Raw genomic sequence first — 20,321 nt, 5'->3', positions numbered from 1 at the left:
TGGAGCAGAAGGTTGCGAGACTCCTGCAGAAGGAAGGGACTAGGGAGACCCCGCAGGCGCGATAGTGCCGAGGAGGCTCCCGGACCGCCTGTGGAAAGCGAGCAACCTGGAGCGGAAATCAACAACCACTTATTACATTTAACAGAGCCTTTAAATAAAGATTTTTTAAGAAAGGGTTGATCCATAATGGGAGGACTTTGGTTTACTGAAAAACAGACTGATAATTTTGGAATTACGATGAAAGTGAAACGTACTTTACATACAGAACAGACAGACTTTCAAATGCTTGAAATGGTCGAGACAGAAGAATGGGGTAACATGCTTTTGCTTGATGGAATGGTCATGACGTCAGTGAAGGATGAGTTTGTATACCATGAAATGGTTGCGCACATTCCACTATTTACTCACCCAAACCCAGAACATGTATTAGTAGTTGGTGGTGGAGACGGTGGCGTTATTCGCGAGGTTCTAAAGCATCCAAGTGTAAAAAAAGCAACGCTTGTTGATATTGATGGCAAAGTTATCGAATATTCAAAACAATATCTACCTGAAATTGCAGGAATGCTTGATGATGCACGTGTTGATGTTAAAGTCGGCGATGGTTTCATGCATATTGCTGAAAGTGAAAATGAATACGATGTGATTATGGTTGACTCTACAGAGCCAGTCGGCCCTGCCGTTAATTTATTCACGAAAGGTTTTTATGCGGGAATTTCGAAAGCCTTAAAGAATGATGGTATTTTCGTTGCCCAATCAGACAATCCATGGTTTAAAGCAGACTTAATTCGTGACGTACAAAGGGATGTAAAGGAAATTTTCCCAATTACACGTCTTTATGTTGCAAATATCCCCACATATCCTAGTGGGATGTGGGCATTCACACTTGGCTCAAAGAAATATGACCCATTAGAAGTTAGCGAAGATCGCTTCCATGAAATCGAGACGAAATATTACACGAAAGAGCTTCACAAAGCCGCTTTCGTATTGCCAAAATTCGTTCAAGACTTAGTAAAATAAAAAGAAAAGCGGAGGCGCCTTGTACAGGGGCCGCGTCTAGACAAAGAAAAGCGAGGATTGTTCATGGTGCGATTTGATGAGGCATATTCAGGCAATGTGTTTATAAAAAGCCATCCAAGTTATGAAGAAAGTGAAGCAGTCATCTATGGCATGCCAATGGACTGGACTGTTAGCTACCGTCCAGGCTCCCGTTTTGGTCCTACACGGATTCGTGAAGTATCGATTGGCCTTGAGGAATATAGTCCATATTTAGACCGAGAGTTGGATGAAGTAAAATACTATGATGCAGGCGATATTCCACTGCCATTTGGTAATGCGCACAAAAGCCTTGATTTAATCGAGGAATTTATTGATACGCTTTTAGCAGATGGGAAAATTCCTCTAGGAATGGGTGGAGAGCATTTAGTTTCTTGGCCAGTTATGAAGGCGATGTACAAGAAATATCCTAATCTAGCCATTATTCATATGGATGCTCATACAGACTTGCGTGAGAATTATGAAGGGGAGCCGTTGTCCCATTCAACACCCATTCGCAAAGTGTGTGATTTAATCGGTCCACAGAATGTTTATTCGTTTGGAATTCGTTCAGGGATGAAAGAAGAATTCCAATGGGCGAGAGAGGTTGGGATGCATATTTCTAAATTTGAAGTGTTAGAACCATTAAAAGAAGTGCTTCCAAAGCTCGCTGGTCGTCCAGTATACGTGACGATCGATATCGATGTGCTTGATCCTGCCCATGCTCCTGGAACAGGAACGGTAGATGCGGGTGGCATTACATCGAAAGAATTATTAGCTTCCATTCATGAAATCGCTCGTTCAGAAGTGAAAGTAGTCGGTGCTGATTTAGTAGAAGTAGCACCTATTTACGATTCGTCTGAACAAACGGCGAACACTGCAAGTAAGCTTATCCGTGAAATGATATTAGGTTGGGTGAAATAAGAAAAACCAAAGTGGTTGCTTTATTTGCGATAAATAGATGGAATTGCTCTAGTTTTAACATAAAGGATGAGCGCCTTTCCTTTCAAAAAGCCTCTGATGTGACGTGATGGTTATGCGTTACATTAGAGGATTTTTCCTTATTTTTTGCTCTTATCATCCAATCTCTTAAATGCCTCACCCCCATTCCTTTTTTCCAAAAAACTTGTCTTCATTAAGAATTGTGGCGGATAATCAATAATTGAATAGCTTTTCAAATAAAGTAGAACCTGTCATCCATTTAAACTATAATAAATGAAGGCTATGTTGATTTTTTCACTAAGTTGTTGGCGCAAGATCTCTGAGGGAAACCGAGTCTAGGAGACCTCACAGAAAGCGAATGCCCAGAACGGAAATCAACAGGCAAGATTAACAGATCCTAAATGAAAAGGATGTGGGCGATCATTGTCAACGATACGGAAAGAACAAATATCGGTAAAACTAACTGTGAAAACGGACATTCGCGATGGAGATCGAAAGGAGACTTTTGAATTAATTGCATTTGGCCGATACTATCAAAAAGAAAATGCCTGCTACTTACAATACGATGAGGTAATGGAAGAAGAGCTTCCACCTGTTAAAACGACTATAAAGATGTCTGGTGAGGATGGACTTATCTTACGTAGTGGAGCGGTCAAAATGAGACTGCCTTTTAAAATGAATAAAAGACTTAGGGGAAGCTATACAACGCCATACGGTGATTTTGAATTAATCACTTCAACAAAGCGGCTTCATCATCAGTTCAATGACGAAACAGGTGAAGGAGCGTTTGAAGTTTTATACGATTTAAAGATGCAAGGTGCTCAGTCAGGTACATATCATTTAACGGTTAACTTTAAAGAGGAATGCTGAAGCGGTAAGGTGGATTGAGGAATGCATCCTGGTGCGAAGTGTGCATGACTATTTAAAGCCGAGCTGCTGAAGCTAGATAAGGAGGAAGAATGATGAATAGTGTAGAACAAATGCAGGCGAACTTAAAAGAAGAAATTAAAGCCGCTGTTCTAAAAGCGAAATTGGCAGAGGAGGAACAAATTCCTGCTGTTATTTTAGAAACACCAAAGGAAAAGGCACATGGTGATTATTCGACGAATATGGCAATGCAGCTTGCTCGTGTTGCAAAGAAGGCACCGAGAATGATTGCGGAAGAGCTTATTGCTAATTTCGATCATAATAAAGCTTCAATTAAAAAGATTGAAATTGCAGGCCCAGGCTTTATTAATTTTTATATGGACAATCATTACTTAACAAATTTAATTCCAACCATTCTTGAAGCAGGTGAGAAATACGGGGAAACAACGGTTGGGGGAAAACAAAAAATACAAGTTGAATTTGTATCTGCAAACCCAACAGGCGATCTTCACCTTGGACATGCTCGTGGTGCAGCAGTTGGTGATTCTTTATGTAATATTCTTGCTAAAGCGGGCTATGATGTTTCACGCGAATATTATATAAACGATGCGGGGAATCAAATTAACAACTTGGCAATCTCTGTAGAGGCTCGCTATTTTCAAGCTTTAGGGTTGGAAAAAGACATGCCAGAAGATGGTTATCATGGTCAAGATATTATTGAAATTGGCAAACAGCTTGCGGAAGAGTATGGCGATAAATATGTTCATATTGATGAAAAAGAGCGCTTCGATTTCTTCCGTGAATACGGACTAAAGGTTGAAATGGCAAAATTGAAAACAGACTTAGAAGAGTTCCGTGTACCATTTGATGTTTGGTATTCAGAAACCTCTTTATACCATAATGGGAAAATTGACACCGCTCTTCAAGCATTAAAGGATAATGGCCATATTTATGAGGAAGATGGTGCTACTTGGCTCCGTTCCACTCCTTTTGGGGATGATAAGGATCGTGTTTTAATTAAGAATGATGGAACTTATACGTACTTAACACCTGATATCGCGTATCATAAAGACAAACTAGAGCGCGGCTTTGAGAAGCTTATTAATATTTGGGGAGCCGATCACCATGGCTATATTCCAAGAATGAAGGCGGCCATTGAGGCGCTTGGTTATGATCGAGATGCGCTAGAAGTTGAAATTATTCAGCTCGTTCATTTATATAAAAATGGTGAAAAAATGAAGATGAGCAAGCGGACAGGGAAAGCAGTTACGATGCGTGAGCTTGTGGAGGAAGTTGGCTTAGATGCCACTCGTTATTTCTTTGCGATGAGAAGTGCTGACACACATTTAGACTTTGACTTAGATTTAGCCGTTTCACAGTCGAACGAAAATCCAGTTTATTATGCCCAATATGCACATGCTCGGATTTCAAGCATCCTTCGTCAAGGAGAAGAACAAGGGATGCTGGCAGATAACAGCGCTGATTTCTCCCTTATTTCTGCAGAAAAAGAAATGGACGTGCTTAAGAAGCTCGGTGAATTCCCGCTTGCTGTTGCTGAAGCAGCACAAAAGCGATTGCCACACCGCATTACGAATTATATTTTTGAATTGGCTTCTACCTTCCATAGCTTCTATAATGCCGAAAAGGTATTAGATGCTGAATATCCTGAAAGAACAGTAGCACGCCTTGGTTTAATTAAAGCTGTACAAATAACGCTGAAAAACGCATTAACTTTAATTGGCGTTTCAGCTCCAGAGAAAATGTAATGATAGAAAATAGAAAGCTTGCGGAAAATCATTTTTCGCAAGCTTTTTTTACAGTTTGTGGATGCGTTGGCTGATAAAGTAGCATAATCGGCTGATAAATACATGAACTTGGCCGGTAAATAGCTGAATCTCGCTGATAAAAAAATAAAAACTGGATTACAGCCGATGAATGTAGCGCGTATATGAATTAATTTCTACAGAAAAGGTGCTGCCAAACGGGCAATGAATTCCTTGCTTGTCCGCAATAGATTAGGCTGCTTAAGCTGGTTTAATGTTAATGCTTCTGAATCCCGAATATCGTCATAAACAATTTTTTTAATTTTTTCTACGAAGTGGCGATCATGAATATAACAATTTATTTCACAATTAAGAAAAAGGCTGCGCTCGTCAAAATTAGCCGTTCCGATGTCGCAAATGTCATCATCAATTATTAATACTTTCGCATGGTAGAAGCCGTTCAGAAATTGATAAACATGCGCTCCTTGCTTTAGCAAAGTTCTTAAATAGGGAAAGGACGCTTCCTTTACAAGAATATGATCGGCCGTATTTGGTACGAGAATGGTCAAAGAAATCCCTCTATTTAGTGCTGAAAGCATATCAGCTACTAATTTGCTGCTCGGAATAAAGTAAGGTGTCCCGATCACAATACTTTTTTTGGCCCTCCGAATTAAGCCAGAGTATGTATCCTCCAAAAATATTCCTTTTGAGGGGATGATTTGATGGTGGATGCCCCCTTTTGGCAAAAGGGGGAAAAACTTCCTATTTGCCAGCAAATTTATTTTTGTTTCCTCATGCCAATCCTCTAAAAATTGCTTTTGTAAATCTTCCACACCTTCACCTGTTATTTTCAAATGGTAATCACGCCACGGACTTAGTTTTGAGTCTAAATTTATATATTCCTTCCCAACATTAAATCCGCCAATATAGCCAATTTTCCCATCAATGACCGAAATTTTTCGGTGGTTTCGAACTTGGGTGGAAAAAAAGAGAAACGGCAGCTTCAGCTTTTGAGCGAAAGAGAATTCTATCCCGTGCTTTTTCAAAGATTGAATTGTCTCTTTTTTTACTGAGTGGCTCCCAAGCCAGTCAAGTAGGAGACGGACTTCAATCCCTTCATTCGCTTTGTTCTTCAAAATCGTCAAAAATTCCGTGCTAATTTCATCATCCTTAACAATATAGAATAGAATATGGATATGATGCTTTGCTTTTTTTAATTCTGAAAAATAATCTTTAAACAATTCTGGTCCAGAATCAAAAATAGAAAAATCACTCTGCCGAAAAGGGTGAGGCTTTCGTTTCTGTTTTTTTAAGTGCTTTTTTTTCCCGAGTTTGAAATCAAGCGTCAGCCAGAGAATGATAACAATTAAAACAGTCGTTATGATTAAAGTAGTCAAAGTTGATTGCTCCCCGAATTATAGCAAGATACTTTTACTATCTCCTTTCTATTCATTTCTATGATGAATTCGTTTGAAATTTTTAAAAATTAGTTGACTGAATGCTCATTCATAATATAATAGAATCAAGAATGATTTCTGAAAATTATATTGTATTAAAAATTTTCGACTAATTGGATGGGGAATTTACGATTTCACGAAAGGAGCGCTAGACATAATGAACGGATTATTATGGATTAATTTAGTCGCATTTCTCCTTGTAACTGCATATGCAGTCAGTTTATTTGTTTATGTTGTAAAAACGAGAATGGAATATATTAAACTCGGAAAAAAGGTAGAGTTTGATAAAAATGTGAAAGAGCGACTAAATAAAATTTGGGTCAATGTTTTTGGCCAGAAAAAGCTATTAAAGGATAAGAAGAGCGGCATCATTCACATAATGTTTTTCTACGGATTCATTCTTGTTCAATTTGGGGCGATTGATTTTATTATTAAGGGGATTAAACCAGGGGCGCATTTGCCGTTCGGCCCGCTATATCCAGGCTTCACATTCTTTCAAGAAATTGTAACGCTAACAATATTAGTTGCTGTCATTTGGGCCTTTTATCGTCGTTATATAGAAAAGCTAGTCCGGCTAAAAAGAGGCTTTAAATCAGGAATTGTCCTCATTTTTATCGGTGGATTAATGCTTTCTGTCTTACTTGGTAATGGAATGAGTATGATTTGGCATGGGGAGCAGGCTGTATGGAGTGAGCCAGTTGCTTCGCTCATTGCAATTGCTTTTTCTTGGATAGGAGAAACGGCTTCTATCGTTGTTTTTTATATTGCATGGTGGATTCACCTACTATTTTTATTAATGTTCCTTGTTTATGTTCCACAAGGGAAACATGCACACTTAATTGCTGGCCCGATAAACGTATATTACAATCGTTTAGATAATCCGGGAAAGCTAACAAAAATTGATTTTGAAGATGAAACACAAGAATCTTTTGGTGTTGGAAAAATAGAAGATTTTACGCAACTGCAAATGATCGATTTCTATGCTTGTGTAGAATGTGGACGCTGTACAAATATGTGCCCAGCAACTGGAACAGGAAAAATGCTATCACCTATGGATTTGATTTTGAAGCTGCGTGACCATTTAACAAACCACGGTGCTTCCGTAACCTCCAAGCAGCCATGGGTACCGACCTTTGCTTTTTCTAATACGCTCGGCAATCAGCTTGCTTTATCTGCTTCTGGAAAAGCAGCGGAGGAAGCGGCTGCCGGACTTGCTTATAGCCCAAGCTTAATTGGTGATGTCATTACGGAAGAGGAAATTTGGGCATGTACGACTTGCCGAAATTGTGAAGACCAATGTCCAGTTATGAACGAGCATGTGGAGAAAATAATTGATCTTCGCCGTTATCTCGTCTTAACCGAAGGGAAAATGGATGCAGACGCTCAAAGGGCCATGACAAACATTGAACGTCAAGGAAACCCTTGGGGATTAAATCGCAAGGAAAAAGAAAATTGGCGCGAAGCACGTGAAGATGTTTATATTCCAACCGTAAAAGAAGCAAAAAAAGCTGGCGAAGAATTCGAATATTTATTCTGGGTTGGATCGATGGGCTCGTTTGATAATCGCAGCCAAAAAATTGCGCTTTCGTTTGCTAGATTAATGAATGAAGCTGGCGTTAAATTTGCCATTCTTGGAAATAAAGAAAAGAATTCTGGCGATACACCACGCCGACTTGGAAATGAATTTTTATTCCAAGAGCTCGCAACGAAAAATATTGAGGAATTTGAGAAAAATGAAGTGAAGAAGATCGTTACGATCGATCCACATGCATATAATATTTTCAAAAATGAATACCCTGATTTTGGGTTAAAGGCAGAGGTATATCACCATACAGAAGTACTTTACAATCTTGTAAAGGATGGAATTTTAGTTCCGCAGCATGAAGTGAACGAAACGATTACGTTCCATGATTCCTGTTATTTAGGTCGCTATAACGAGGTGTATGATCAACCACGGGAAATTTTAAAGGCGATTCCGGGTGTCAAGCTTGTGGAAATGGAAAGAAACCGTGATACAGGAATGTGTTGTGGAGCGGGCGGCGGATTAATGTGGATGGAGGAAGAAACAGGTCATCGCATTAATGTATCGAGGACAGAACAGGCATTAGCTGTTAAACCATCTATTATTAGCTCTGGCTGTCCATATTGCTTAACGATGCTTTCTGACGGTACGAAGGCGAAGGAAGTTGAGGAAACCGTTCATACTTATGATATTGCCGAAATTTTAGAAAAAGCAGTCATTGGCAGCAAGCATTAGTTTCATATAAGTAGTATGTTTATAAACCGCATGTCAGAATCATTCGCGGCAGCTAATCGCGTTTTAGCTGCCGATGAATGATTTTTATGAATTTTTAGTAAAGTGTTTCAATTATTACTATTTTTAAAGTAAAATAGAATAAAAGTATATTCGTAAGTATGAAAGAAAATCCGATTGTAAAGGCTTACATTTTTGGGTCCTAATATCAGAATTTATATCTTACGCTTTTCTTATATCGAGCGAGCGTTCAGTCATCTACTCGGAGCGAATTTGTTTAATAATAAAAAAGGAGTGATTCAAATGGGAAGAACGGTAATTGTAGGAGGAGCGAGAACCCCTTTCGGTAAATTTGCGGGTGGATTAAGCAGCTTATCTGCGTCTGATCTTGGTGCGATTGCCATGAAAGAGGCGCTAAATCGTGCGAATGTGAAGCATGAGGAGGTTGATGAAGTCATTTTAGGAACAGTTCTTCAAGGGGGCCAAGGCCAGATCCCTTCTCGTCAAGCAGCAAGAAAAGCAGGCTTGCCATGGGAGATAAAAACAGAAACGGTTAACAAGGTTTGTGCATCTGGCATGCGCAGTGTGACGCTTGGTGATCAGATTATTCGCCTTGGTGATGAAGAAATTATTGTTGCTGGTGGCATGGAGTCGATGAGCAATGCTCCTTATGTATTGCCAAATGCACGATGGGGATTGCGGATGGGGAATTCGCAAGTTGTAGATCTAATGACACATGATGGGCTAAGTTGCAGCTTTACGGGTGTTCATATGGGTACTTACGGAAATGATGTAGCAGACGAAATGGAGATTAGCAGGGAAGAGCAAGATCGGTGGGCGCTTAGAAGCCATGAGCGAACAATTGCAGCAATGGAAGCAGGGAAGCTTCAAGAGGAAATTGTCTCTGTTTCGGTACCACAAAGAAAAGGGGATCCAGTCATGATTTCTGAAGACGAGTCGCCGCGAAAAGACACTTCTATAGAAAAATTGGCAAAGCTACGCTCTGTATTTAGTGCAGATGGAACGATTACAGCAGGCAATGCACCAGGTGTGAATGATGGGGCAGCCGCATTAGTCCTTATGAGCGAGGAAAGGGCTGAACGAGAAGGAAGAAAACCGGAAGCTGTCATTTTAGGGCATGCCGCAATTGCTGTTGAGGCGAAAGACTTTCCGAAAACACCTGGGCTCGTTATAAACGAGCTTCTACGTAAGACCGGAAAATCGCTAGCAGAAATTGATTTATTTGAAATAAACGAAGCCTTCTCTGCTGTTGCATTAGCAAGTGGAAAAATTGCGAATCTTGATGAAAACAAAATCAATGTCAATGGTGGAGCGGTTGCACTTGGACATCCAATTGGAGCGAGCGGAGCTAGAATTATCCTTACATTGATGTACGAACTAAAGCGAAGAGGGGGCGGCCTTGGGATCGCAGCGATCTGCAGCGGCGGCGGCCAAGGCGACGCTGTTATGATTGAAGTTCCAAGAAATTAACTGGTTGAAGAACGCACAGTTACGTCTTCAAAAAATAGTAGTTAGATCAGCCGCTTCTATATATTTAAACGGACGAACAATATTTCATTGATAAAGAACGGGGGATACAAGATGAACGTAAAAAAAGTCATGGTTATTGGCGCAGGCCAAATGGGCTCGGGGATTGCCCAAGTGTGTGCGCAAGCAGGATATCATGTGTTATTAAATGACCTAAAATTAGAATTTGTTGAGCGTGGGCTTTCCGTTATTAAAAAAAATCTCGTGCGACAAGTAGAAAAAGAGCGGATGTCCGATTTGCAAATGGAAGAGGTGTTAAGCCATCTTCATCCATCCACTGATCTAAACGATGCAGATGATGTTGATCTCGTTATTGAAGCAGCTGTTGAAAATATGGAAATAAAAACGAAGATTTTCAGTCAGCTAGACAAAATTACGCCGCAACATACGATTTTAGCAAGCAATACATCTTCTCTTCCGATAACTGAAATTGCTGCTGCAACTAATCGCCCAGAAAAGGTAATCGGGATGCACTTTATGAATCCCGTTCCTGTTATGAAACTAGTAGAAATTATTCGCGGTATTGCTACAGCAGATGAAGTGTACCAACTAATTGAAGAGATGACGAAGACATTGAAAAAGGTTCCAGTCGAAGTGAATGATTTCCCTGGATTCGTTTCGAATCGAATCCTCATGCCGATGATCAATGAGGCGATTTTTACCTTATATGAGGGAGTTGCGACGAAAGAAGCGATTGATGAAGTTATGAAGCTCGGCATGAATCACCCAATGGGGCCACTGACATTAGCAGATTTTATCGGACTAGATACGTGTCTTTATATTATGGAAACATTACATGAGGGCTTCGGTGATGACAAATATCGTCCATGCCCGCTGTTAAGAAAGTATGTGAAAGCAGGCTGGCTCGGACGGAAATCGGGTAGAGGCTTCTATGTATACGAATAACATGAAGTAAACAAATTCAGCTAAGAGTAAAGCGGAGGGGTAGCAAATGAATTTGAATTTTACAGAAGAACAGATCATGATGCGGAAAATGGTACGGGACTTCGCTCAAACTGAAATCAGCCCTTTTGTCGAAAAAATGGAAAAGGGTGAGTTTCCGAGAGAAATATTGCGAAAGATGGGTGAGCTTGGCTTAATGGGAATTCCCATTCCTGAACAGTATGGCGGTTCAGAAATGGATTTCACCTCCTATATCATCGCGATTCATGAACTATCAAAAGTAAGTGCAACTATTGGTGTCATTCTTTCTGTTCATACTTCAGTAGGAACGAACCCGATTTTGTATTTCGGCACAGAAGAACAGAAACAGAAATATATTCCAAAGCTAGCCTCAGGACAATACCTCGGTGCATTTTGCTTAACTGAACCGAGTGCTGGTTCCGATGCAGGCAGTCTTAAGTCAAAAGCGGTGAAAGACGGGGACGAATATATTATTAACGGCTCAAAAGTCTTTATTACTAACGGTGGGGAAGCAGATATTTATATTGTTTTTGCCTTAACAAATCCAACCCTTGGAAGCAAAGGAATATCAGCCTTTATTGTTGAAAAGGATACGCCAGGCTTAGTGATCGGAAAAGATGAACATAAAATGGGGTTACATGGCTCAAGAACGGTTCAGCTGAGCTTCGAGGATATGCGTGTATCAGCAGAAAACCTACTAGGTGAAGAAGGACAAGGCTTTATTATTGCTATGGCAAATCTTGATGTCGGTCGAATTGGCATCGCTGCTCAAGCACTCGGAATTGCGGAAGCGGCACTTGAAGCGGCAACCGCTTATGCAAAGGAACGCATTCAATTTGGGAAACCAATCGCGCTGCAACAAGGAATTGGCTTTAAAATAGCTGATATGGCAACTGCTGTCGAAGCAGCAAGACTATTAATATATCGGGCTACTCATTTACGTCAACAAGGACGAAAGTGTGGAAAAGAAGCCTCAATGGCAAAGCTTTTTGCATCAAAAACAGCTGTTGATGTGACAACTGAAGCTATTCAAGTCTTTGGCGGCTATGGCTATACAGAAGACTATCCAGTCGAACGTTATTTCCGAGACGCAAAAATTACTGAAATATATGAAGGTACGAGTGAAATTCAGCGAATTGTGATTAGTAAACAGCTATAGACGAACAATAAAATCAAAATAATGGGGGATGTACACATGAATTTTCAATTAACTGAAGAACATGAAATGATTAGAAAAATGGTACGAGATTTTGCGAAAAATGAAGTAGCCCCAACTGCGGCAGAGCGTGATGAAGAAGAACGCTTTGATCGTGAGATTTTTGATAAAATGGCGGAGCTAGGACTGACAGGGATTCCATGGCCAGAGGAATATGGTGGCATCGGGAGCGATTATTTAGCCTATTGTATTGCTGTAGAAGAGCTCTCAAGAGTATGTGCTTCAACAGGTGTTACACTCTCTGCACACACATCTCTAGCTGGATGGCCTATTTATAAGTTTGGTAGTGAAGAACAAAAGCAAAAATATTTACGTCCGATGGCACAAGGGGAAAAAATGGGTGCATACGGTTTAACAGAGCCAGGGAGCGGGTCAGATGCAGGTGGAATGAAAACAACTGCTCGTCTTGATGGCGACCATTATATACTAAACGGTTCAAAAATTTTCATTACAAATGGCGGGATTGCTGATATTTATGTTGTCTTTGCTTTAACAGATCCTGCAGAAAAACAAAGAGGGACAACTGCATTTATTGTCGAGGCTGATTTTGAAGGCTTTTCCGTCGGGAAAAAAGAGAAAAAGCTTGGCATTCGTTCGTCACCAACGACTGAAATTATTTTTGATAATTGCAAAGTGCCAGTGGAAAATGTATTAGGAAAGATAGGCGAAGGCTTCAAAATTGCCATGATGACCCTTGATGGCGGCCGTAATGGTATTGCAGCCCAAGCTGTAGGAATTGCTCAAGGTGCTTTAGATGCTTCGATTGAATATGCGAAGGAACGCCATCAATTTGGCAAACCGATCGCTGCTCAGCAAGGCATTGGCTTTAAGCTAGCTGATATGGCTACAAGTGTTGAAGCTTCAAGACTATTAACTTATCAAGCAGCATGGTTGGAATCTGTTGGACTTCCATACGGAAAAGAATCAGCTATGTCAAAATTAATGGCTGGGGATACTGCAATGAAGGTAACGACTGAAGCTGTACAAATATTTGGTGGCTATGGCTATACGAAGGACTATCCAGTTGAACGCTATATGCGTGATGCGAAAATCACACAAATTTATGAAGGAACACAAGAGATTCAGCGCCTTGTCATTTCACGGATGCTGACAAAATAGAAGGGCAAAGGTCTAGTTTTTGAAACAGTAGGCTGGTCTTACAGGCCCAATAGATAAATGGGACAGGGAACCTGTCCCCATGTCCCGAAAAGGCGGTAGATAAGATGAAAAAACGTGAAGTTTTAGCTTCCGTTAAGGATGAACGCCTTGTTAAGAAAAGGCGGGACCAAATGATTAAAGGGGCGGTAACTCTATTTATTCAAAAAGGGTTTCACCGGACGACAACGAGGGAGATTGCGAAAGCGTCTGGTTTTAGCATCGGTACGCTTTATGAATATATTCGGACGAAGGAGGATGTTCTTTATCTTGTTTGTGACAGTATTTATGATCAAGTAAGCGAACGTCTCCAAAAGGATCTCGATCCGAATGAAGGGACACTTGAAAGTTTGCGTCTAGGTATTGCTGATTATTTCAGAGTAGTTGATGAGATGCAAGACGAGGTTCTTGTTATGTACCAAGAGGTTAAGTCTTTATCAAAGGATGCGCTTCCATATGTACTGAAAAAGGAAATTGAAATGGTTGGCATGTTTGAGCATTGTATTCGCCGCTGTGTTGAAACCGGTGAACTAGCATTACCTGATGAAAAAATTAACATTATGGCCCATAATATTTTTGTCCAGGGCCAAATGTGGGCTTTTCGCCGCTGGACATTGAAAAAAATGTACTCGATTGAAGATTATATAAAGCTGCAAACTGATTTGCTTTTTCAAGGAATTGAGCAATCAATCATAAGGAATGAAGAAGGGGTATTTTCAACATCCATTACTTGTGAAGAGTCAACAAGATAATTGCTGACATTTCAAGGAAGCTGGTCAATGGGTTCGTTCATTGTAAATCATTGAGGGGGAGAGCAATGAGTATCATTTATAAGCCAAAGAATCATGTTCGTTTTGTGACAGCCTCAAGCTTATTCGATGGGCATGATGCCTCGATAAACATCATGCGAAGAATAATTCAAGCAAGTGGAGCAGAGGTCATCCATCTAGGGCATAATCGCTCAGTGGAAGAAATAGTCAATGCAGCTATCCAGGAAGACGTTCAAGGGATTGCGATTTCGTCCTATCAAGGAGGGCATGTTGAATACTTCAAATATATGTATGACCTGTTAAAAGAACGAGGAGCTTCACATATTCGGATCTATGGCGGTGGTGGTGGAGTCATTATTCCTAAGGAAATTAAGGAGCTCCACGATTACGGAATCGCGAGGATTTTTTCTCCTGAAGATGGTCGTACGGCTGGTCTTCAAGGCATGATCAACCTAATGATCGAGGAATGTGATTTTCCAACCTTTCGTGCTGAAGCAACGGAACAGATTGAGAAGCTTCAAGATGGACAAATTAATGCCATTGCCAAGCTAATTACGCTCGCTGAGCATCATGTAAGTGTTGATAAGGAAGCTGCAGCTGCACTTGATTCAGTGATGGAAAAAATAAAATCCCTTGAAAAGTCAGTGCCGGTATTAGGGATTACGGGTACAGGCGGTGCGGGAAAGAGTTCCTTAACAGATGAATTAATTCGTCGTTTTATTAATGAAATTCCCGAGAAAAAAGTAGCGATATTATCTATTGATCCGACAAAGCAAAAAACAGGAGGCGCTCTGCTTGGTGATCGCATTCGGATGAATGCCATCTTCAATCCGCGCATTTATATGCGCAGTCTTGCGACTAGACATTCAAGAACAGAACTTTCTCTTGCGATTAAAGATGCCATTTCGGTTGTAAAAGCAGCTGGTTTTGATCTCGTCGTCGTAGAAACGAGCGGCATTGGGCAAGGGGACGCTGAAATTACTGAAATTTGTGACGTTTCTATGTATGTGATGACAAGTGAGTTTGGTGCCCCAACACAGCTTGAAAAAATTGATATGATTGATTATGCAGATTTAATCGTCATCAATAAATTTGAACGGAAAGGCTCTGAGGATGCAAAACGGCAAGTTCAGAAGCAGTACCAAAGAAGTCATATGCTATTTGAAAAAGAATTCGATGAAATGCCTGTATATGGAACAATTGCTAGCCAATTTAATGACCCAGGAACAAATGCTGTGTTTGCAGCTATAATTGAAAAATTAAATGAAAAAGCTAGTTTAGATTGGCATACTAGTTTTTCAAAACATACGATTGTTGAAAAACAAAATATTATTATACCTAATGAACAGCGCTATTATTTAAGGGAAGTTTCAGAAGCGGTACGCAAATATCATCGGAAGGCTGAGGAACAAGCAAATCACGCTCGCAAGCTATTTCAAATTGAAGGTGCTATCGCAGCTGTTAAAGAAAATGGAGCAGAAGAAGAAGTTGTTGCTTCCTTACGATTAATAAAGGAAAAAACAGAGTCTAATCTGACAAATGAAACGAAAAAAATTCTCGCTGGCTGGGAGGATTTACAGAAAAAATATGCTGGTGAGCAGTTTGTAACGAAAATTCGAGATAAAGAAATCATCACCATTTTGAAAACAAAAAGTTTGGCGGGTTTAAGCATTCCAAAAGTGGCTCTTCCTAAATATAAGGATTATGGCGAGATTATTCGCTGGGTTTATCGTGAAAATGTCCCAGGTTCGTTTCCATTTACTGCCGGGGTATTTCCGTTCAAGCGTGAAGGAGAAGATCCGAAAAGACAGTTTGCAGGTGAAGGGACTCCAGAAAGAACGAATCGCCGTTTTCACTATTTATCAAAGGATGATTCAGCAAAGCGCTTAAGCACGGCATTTGATTCCGTTACACTTTACGGAGAAGATCCAGACTATCGCCCTGATATTTATGGGAAAGTTGGCGAGAGTGGTGTTAGCATTTGTACGTTAGATGATATGAAAAAACTATATGCAGGATTTGACCTCTGCCATCCATCAACATCAGTATCGATGACGATAAATGGTCCTGCACCTATTATTTTGGCGATGTTTATGAATACAGCGATTGAACAGCAAATGGAAGTAAAGGAAAAGGAGCTTGACCGTAAATTAACTGAAGAAGAACTTGCCCATGTTCGTGACCATACTTTGCAAAATGTAAGAGGAACGGTACAGGCAGATATTTTGAAAGAAGATCAAGGACAAAATACATGTATTTTCTCAACTGAATTTGCACTCCGTATGATGGGGGATATCCAGCAATATTTTATTGACGAAAAAGTCCGTAATTATTATTCCGTCTCCATTTCAGGCTATCATATCGCCGAAGCTGGAGCTAATCCTATTTCTCAGCTTGCTTTTACTCTCGCAAATGGCTTTACATATGTGGAGTATTATTTAAGTAGAGGAATGAAAATTGATGATTTTGCTCCGAACTTATCTTTCTTTTTCTCAAATGGATTAGATCCAGAATATACAGTGCTTGGTCGTGTAGCGCGCCGTATTTGGTCGACCGTTATGAGAGATAAATATGGTGCTAATGAAAGAAGTCAAAAGCTGAAATATCATATCCAAACATCTGGTCGTTCACTACATGCACAAGAAATTGATTTCAATGATATTCGTACTACTTTGCAGGCGTTAATGGCCCTTCATGATAATTGTAACTCTTTGCATACGAATGCATATGATGAGGCCATTACGACACCGACTGAGGAATCAGTTCGCAGGGCTATGGCGATTCAGATGATTATTACGAAAGAACATGGCTTAACGAAAAATGAAAATCCTCTCCAAGGTGCATTTATTATTGATGAATTAACAGATCTCGTTGAAGAGCAAGTACTGCAGGAATTTGAGCGCATTAATGATCGCGGCGGTGTGCTCGGTGCGATGGAAACACAATACCAGCGTGGAAAAATTCAAGATGAATCAATGTACTATGAAATGAGAAAGCATTCTGGTGAGCTGCCAATTATTGGTGTGAATACGTATTTGAATCCAAACCCTCCTTCTGAGGAGGAAATGAATAATATGGAGCTTGCGAGAGCGACGAAAGAAGAGAAGGAAACGCAAATTTATAACTTACGCAGCTTCCAAGAAAGAAATAAAGATGTATCAGAAGAAGCGCTCAAGCAGTTGAAGCAAACAGCGGTCAGTGGAGGAAATATTTTTGCGGAATTAATGGAAACCGTTAAAGTAGCGAGTCTCGGGCAAATTACACAAGCCCTTTATGAAGTGGGCGGACAATATCGTCGAAATATGTAATGATACATTAATTTTCAAGCGAGGCTTGCGGCATAGCTGCAAGCCTTGAATGCTTTATTAGCAAAGTCAAGGTTAGTCAATGATCATCACATTTTTCTATGTAAAAAATCGTCGTCGGATTAATTGAGTAAGCCTCGACGTGAACGAAGTAGTCGTAAAGCGCAGTGAAATGAAGCCGACGACATTTAGATAGAGGATTGTGAGCAGAGGCTCACGCTTTTCTTATTGCCGGATAATATACATCTAATTCCAAATCTTATATAATCGAATAATAGAGAGCGAATCGTTTACTTCATTGAAATAAAATGCAGGATGTGTGGGAAAAAGTGAGACGCATTTTTATTATTGCAAGTGTAATAGCTGTTATGATCGGGACTTATTATCTTTATCAAAGGCAATTAGGTGCCATTCCGTTCTTATTATTATCGATTTATTTCTTTATTCAAGCTTATAACCAGCTCTCGAAAAAAAACAAAGAAAACGTTGGCGACGAAAAAGGAAATGGAAACGATAAATATAGCTAGCATAAACCCAAAAATTTTGTTTATAATGAAGAATATGTATTTATAGAGGTATTTACATAGGGAAAGGAAGTGTCTAGTTTGAGTTTACACGCATACTCAAAAGATCAATTACAAGAAATGTCTTTAATTGAAATAGCATACGAAATATTCAAAAGCAAAAAAGAAGCGATTGCATTTAACGAACTTATGGCTGAAATCTCAAATCTATTAGAGTTATCTGACGCGGAAGTTAAAGCAAAAATAGCTCAATTTTATACGGATTTAAATATTGATGGAAGATTCCTTGGTTTAGGAGAAAATCGTTGGGGTCTTCGTGTATGGTATCCGATTGAACAAGTAGAAGAGGAAGTTGTGACGCCTATAAAGGTTAAGAAGAAAAAGGCGAAGAAAGCTACTGAGGACGAGGATATCGAAGTTGATGATTTCGATGAACTTGATGAAGAAGAAATCGATTATGATGAAATAGATGATTATGAAGAGGATGACGACGAGATCCTTGAAGACGATGATCTTGACGATGAAGAGGATGACGATTTACTCGATGAAGATGAGCTTGATGATGACCTTCTAGACAAAGATGATGAATTTGATCTTAGTGATGAAGATGAGGAGATTGAAGAAGAAGACGAACTTGATGAGGATTGATCTTAAGGCTCTTGACTTTTTTAGTCGAGGCTTGTAGAATCATTTTTGGGCTCCTTAAAAAAGGAACGATTCATTAGACGCGTAATAGCGCTCCCTTACTTTTTATAAGTAAGAGGAGCGTTTTTTGTTTTTTTAACCCCTATATGAACGATTACAGCCGGAGATTCGGTGATGTATGAATTTCTAATTAAGTCTTTAAATAAAGGCTCATATGTACAAACTACCAATAAGGGGGAATGAAAAATGACGAAGTATATTTTTGTAACAGGTGGCGTTGTATCGTCACTAGGTAAGGGGATTGTGGCAGCCTCACTTGGACGACTTTTGAAAAATCGAGGCCTGAGTGTGACAATTCAAAAATTCGATCCTTATATTAATGTGGACCCAGGCACTATGAGCCCGTACCAGCATGGAGAAGTTTATGTAACGGGTGATGGAGCAGAGACAGATCTTGACTTAGGTCATTACGAACGATTCGTTGATATAAACTTAACGAAATATAGCAGTGTAACGACAGGAAAGATTTATTCAACGGTTCTTCGAAAAGAACGTCGGGGAGAATATAACGGGGGCACAGTTCAAGTTATTCCACATATTACAAATGAAATTAAAGATCGCGTCTTTCGTGCTGGCCATGAAACGAATTCAGATGTCGTCATTACAGAAATCGGTGGAACAGTAGGAGATATTGAATCACTTCCGTTTTTAGAAGCCATTCGTCAAATAAAAAGTGATATCGGCCGTGACAATGTTATGTATATCCATTGTACGCTAGTGCCTTATATTAAAGCGGCAGGAGAAATGAAGACAAAGCCGACACAACATAGTGTAAAGGAATTAAGAAGCTTAGGCATTCAACCGAATGTGATTGTCGTTCGTACAGAAATGCCAATTTCACAAGAGATGAAGGATAAGCTTGCACTATTTTGTGATATTGATAAAGAAGCTGTAATTGAATGCCAAGATGCGGAAACTTTATATTCCATTCCGTTAGCTTTGCAAGAACAAAATCTCGATAATATCGTTTGCACTCATTTAAAGCTTATTTGTGGTGAAGCAGATATGACAGAATGGAAGCAGCTTGTAGATAAAGTGCAAAGTCTTTCAAAGACAACAAAAATAGCGCTTGTTGGTAAATATGTAGAGCTTCAAGATGCGTATATTTCAGTAGTCGAGGCATTGAAGCACGCTGGTTATGCACATGATTCAGAAATTGAAATTGACTGGATTAATGCAGAAGAAGTAACAGAAGATAACGTTGCAAGTCTTCTTCATGAAGTAGATGGAGTTCTTGTTCCTGGAGGATTTGGTGACCGTGGGATCGAAGGGAAAATTTTTGCCGTTCAATATGCTCGTGAACAGAAAAAACCATTCCTTGGCATTTGCCTTGGCATGCAATTAGCATCAGTTGAGTTTGCACGTAATGTTCTTAACTTAAAAGGTGCCCACTCAGCTGAAATTGATCCGAATACAGAACATCCGATCATTGATCTACTTCCAGAACAGAAGGATATCGAAGATTTAGGCGGAACACTAAGATTAGGCATTCAAGCATGTAAATTAGTTGAAGGTACGAACGCTTATGAAGCTTATCAAGATGAAGTCGTCTATGAGCGTCATCGCCATCGCTACGAGTTTAATAATCACTATCGTCAAGAAATGGAGGAAAAAGGTTTTGTGTTCTCTGGTACAAGCCCAGATGGTCGTCTCGTAGAAATTATTGAAGTTAAAGATCATCCATGGTTTGTCGCATCACAATTCCATCCAGAATTTATTTCAAGACCAACGCGTCCACAGCCGTTATTCCGTGATTTTGTAGGAGCATCTTTAAAAAACAGTGGAAAGTAAATAAAAAATGGGGCAGTCTCATAAGAAATCCTTATGGGATTGCCCTTTTATCTCAGTCGAGGTCAGTC

The 20,321-nt window shown here is 39.9% G+C and carries 15 protein-coding genes; 14 read left to right on the top strand and 1 reads right to left on the bottom strand.

Going from position 1 to position 20,321, the window contains the following annotated elements:
• The first annotated feature begins 186 nt into the window (after positions 1-186).
• The 4 genes from speE to argS all read left to right on the top strand — a co-directional run bounded on the left by speE (position 187) and on the right by argS (position 4,607).
• A complete protein-coding gene (gene speE / locus KDN24_RS25040) occupies positions 187-1,017 on the top strand; it encodes a spermidine synthase (RefSeq protein ID WP_409971013.1) in 831 nt (276 codons plus the stop codon).
• A 66-nt stretch (positions 1,018-1,083) separates the two neighbouring features.
• Positions 1,084-1,956 (top strand): agmatinase, encoded by an 873-nt coding sequence (gene speB, locus KDN24_RS25035; protein ID WP_409971039.1) that lies wholly within the window; start codon positions 1,084-1,086, stop codon positions 1,954-1,956.
• A 441-nt stretch (positions 1,957-2,397) separates the two neighbouring features.
• Positions 2,398-2,844, top strand: a complete 447-nt coding sequence (locus KDN24_RS25030; protein WP_409971014.1) for a YwiB family protein — start codon at positions 2,398-2,400, stop codon at positions 2,842-2,844.
• 92 nt (positions 2,845-2,936) lie between these two features.
• Positions 2,937-4,607: an arginine--tRNA ligase gene (gene argS, locus KDN24_RS25025; RefSeq protein WP_409971015.1), complete on the top strand. Its 1,671-nt coding sequence runs from the start codon at positions 2,937-2,939 to the stop codon at positions 4,605-4,607.
• 194 nt (positions 4,608-4,801) lie between these two features.
• Here argS and cls read toward each other — a convergent pair whose 3' ends face one another.
• Complete coding sequence (gene cls, locus KDN24_RS25020) at positions 4,802-6,001, bottom strand: cardiolipin synthase (RefSeq protein WP_409971016.1); 1,200 nt, start codon at positions 5,999-6,001, stop codon at positions 4,802-4,804.
• 217 nt (positions 6,002-6,218) lie between these two features.
• Between cls and KDN24_RS25015 the strand changes: the two genes are divergently transcribed.
• The 10 genes from KDN24_RS25015 to pyrG all read left to right on the top strand — a co-directional run bounded on the left by KDN24_RS25015 (position 6,219) and on the right by pyrG (position 20,253).
• Positions 6,219-8,318, top strand: coding sequence for a (Fe-S)-binding protein (locus tag KDN24_RS25015; protein ID WP_491348219.1), 2,100 nt, complete (start codon positions 6,219-6,221; stop codon positions 8,316-8,318).
• A 300-nt stretch (positions 8,319-8,618) separates the two neighbouring features.
• Positions 8,619-9,806: an acetyl-CoA C-acetyltransferase gene (mmgA, locus tag KDN24_RS25010; RefSeq protein WP_409971018.1), complete on the top strand. Its 1,188-nt coding sequence runs from the start codon at positions 8,619-8,621 to the stop codon at positions 9,804-9,806.
• Positions 9,807-9,917: 111 nt separating this feature from the next.
• A complete protein-coding gene (locus tag KDN24_RS25005; RefSeq protein WP_409971019.1) occupies positions 9,918-10,769 on the top strand; it encodes a 3-hydroxybutyryl-CoA dehydrogenase in 852 nt (283 codons plus the stop codon).
• A 46-nt stretch (positions 10,770-10,815) separates the two neighbouring features.
• The gene (locus KDN24_RS25000; RefSeq protein WP_409971020.1) at positions 10,816-11,946 is read left to right on the top strand and encodes an acyl-CoA dehydrogenase; all 1,131 of its coding nucleotides are present in this window, start codon (positions 10,816-10,818) and stop codon (positions 11,944-11,946) included.
• Between the two features lie 36 nt (positions 11,947-11,982).
• Complete coding sequence (locus tag KDN24_RS24995; RefSeq protein ID WP_409971021.1) at positions 11,983-13,122, top strand: acyl-CoA dehydrogenase; 1,140 nt, start codon at positions 11,983-11,985, stop codon at positions 13,120-13,122.
• A gap of 104 nt (positions 13,123-13,226) precedes the next feature.
• The gene (locus KDN24_RS24990) at positions 13,227-13,910 is read left to right on the top strand and encodes a TetR/AcrR family transcriptional regulator (protein WP_409971022.1); all 684 of its coding nucleotides are present in this window, start codon (positions 13,227-13,229) and stop codon (positions 13,908-13,910) included.
• Between the two features lie 65 nt (positions 13,911-13,975).
• Entirely contained in the window at positions 13,976-17,236 is a 3,261-nt protein-coding gene (icmF, locus tag KDN24_RS24985) for a fused isobutyryl-CoA mutase/GTPase IcmF (RefSeq protein WP_409971023.1), read from the top strand.
• A 326-nt stretch (positions 17,237-17,562) separates the two neighbouring features.
• Positions 17,563-17,760: a hypothetical protein gene (locus tag KDN24_RS24980; protein ID WP_409971024.1), complete on the top strand. Its 198-nt coding sequence runs from the start codon at positions 17,563-17,565 to the stop codon at positions 17,758-17,760.
• Between the two features lie 69 nt (positions 17,761-17,829).
• Entirely contained in the window at positions 17,830-18,405 is a 576-nt protein-coding gene (gene rpoE / locus KDN24_RS24975) for a DNA-directed RNA polymerase subunit delta (protein ID WP_525931260.1), read from the top strand.
• A 243-nt stretch (positions 18,406-18,648) separates the two neighbouring features.
• On the top strand, positions 18,649-20,253 hold the full coding sequence (gene pyrG / locus KDN24_RS24970; protein WP_409971026.1) for a CTP synthase: 1,605 nt from the start codon (positions 18,649-18,651) through the stop codon (positions 20,251-20,253).
• The last annotated feature ends 68 nt before the right edge of the window (positions 20,254-20,321 follow it).

This window comes from Cytobacillus sp. Bva_UNVM-123 (assembly GCF_046351715.2).
GTDB lineage: Bacteria > Bacillota > Bacilli > Bacillales > Cytobacillaceae > Cytobacillus.
Note: the sequence above shows the minus strand (reverse complement) of the source record. Positions and strands in the feature narration are given on the sequence as shown.

Excerpts from the sequence above, each read along its gene's own strand:
- speE (WP_409971013.1), top strand. The coding sequence starts at position 187 with ATGGGAGGACTTTGGTTTACTGAAAAACAGACTGATAATTTTGGAATT.
- argS (WP_409971015.1), top strand. The coding sequence starts at position 2,937 with ATGAATAGTGTAGAACAAATGCAGGCGAACTTAAAAGAAGAAATTAAA.
- KDN24_RS25015 (WP_491348219.1), top strand. The coding sequence starts at position 6,219 with ATGAACGGATTATTATGGATTAATTTAGTCGCATTTCTCCTTGTAACT.
- mmgA (WP_409971018.1), top strand. The coding sequence starts at position 8,619 with ATGGGAAGAACGGTAATTGTAGGAGGAGCGAGAACCCCTTTCGGTAAA.
- KDN24_RS25005 (WP_409971019.1), top strand. The coding sequence starts at position 9,918 with ATGAACGTAAAAAAAGTCATGGTTATTGGCGCAGGCCAAATGGGCTCG.
- KDN24_RS25000 (WP_409971020.1), top strand. The coding sequence starts at position 10,816 with ATGAATTTGAATTTTACAGAAGAACAGATCATGATGCGGAAAATGGTA.
- KDN24_RS24995 (WP_409971021.1), top strand. The coding sequence starts at position 11,983 with ATGAATTTTCAATTAACTGAAGAACATGAAATGATTAGAAAAATGGTA.
- KDN24_RS24990 (WP_409971022.1), top strand. The coding sequence starts at position 13,227 with ATGAAAAAACGTGAAGTTTTAGCTTCCGTTAAGGATGAACGCCTTGTT.
- icmF (WP_409971023.1), top strand. The coding sequence starts at position 13,976 with ATGAGTATCATTTATAAGCCAAAGAATCATGTTCGTTTTGTGACAGCC.
- pyrG (WP_409971026.1), top strand. The coding sequence starts at position 18,649 with ATGACGAAGTATATTTTTGTAACAGGTGGCGTTGTATCGTCACTAGGT.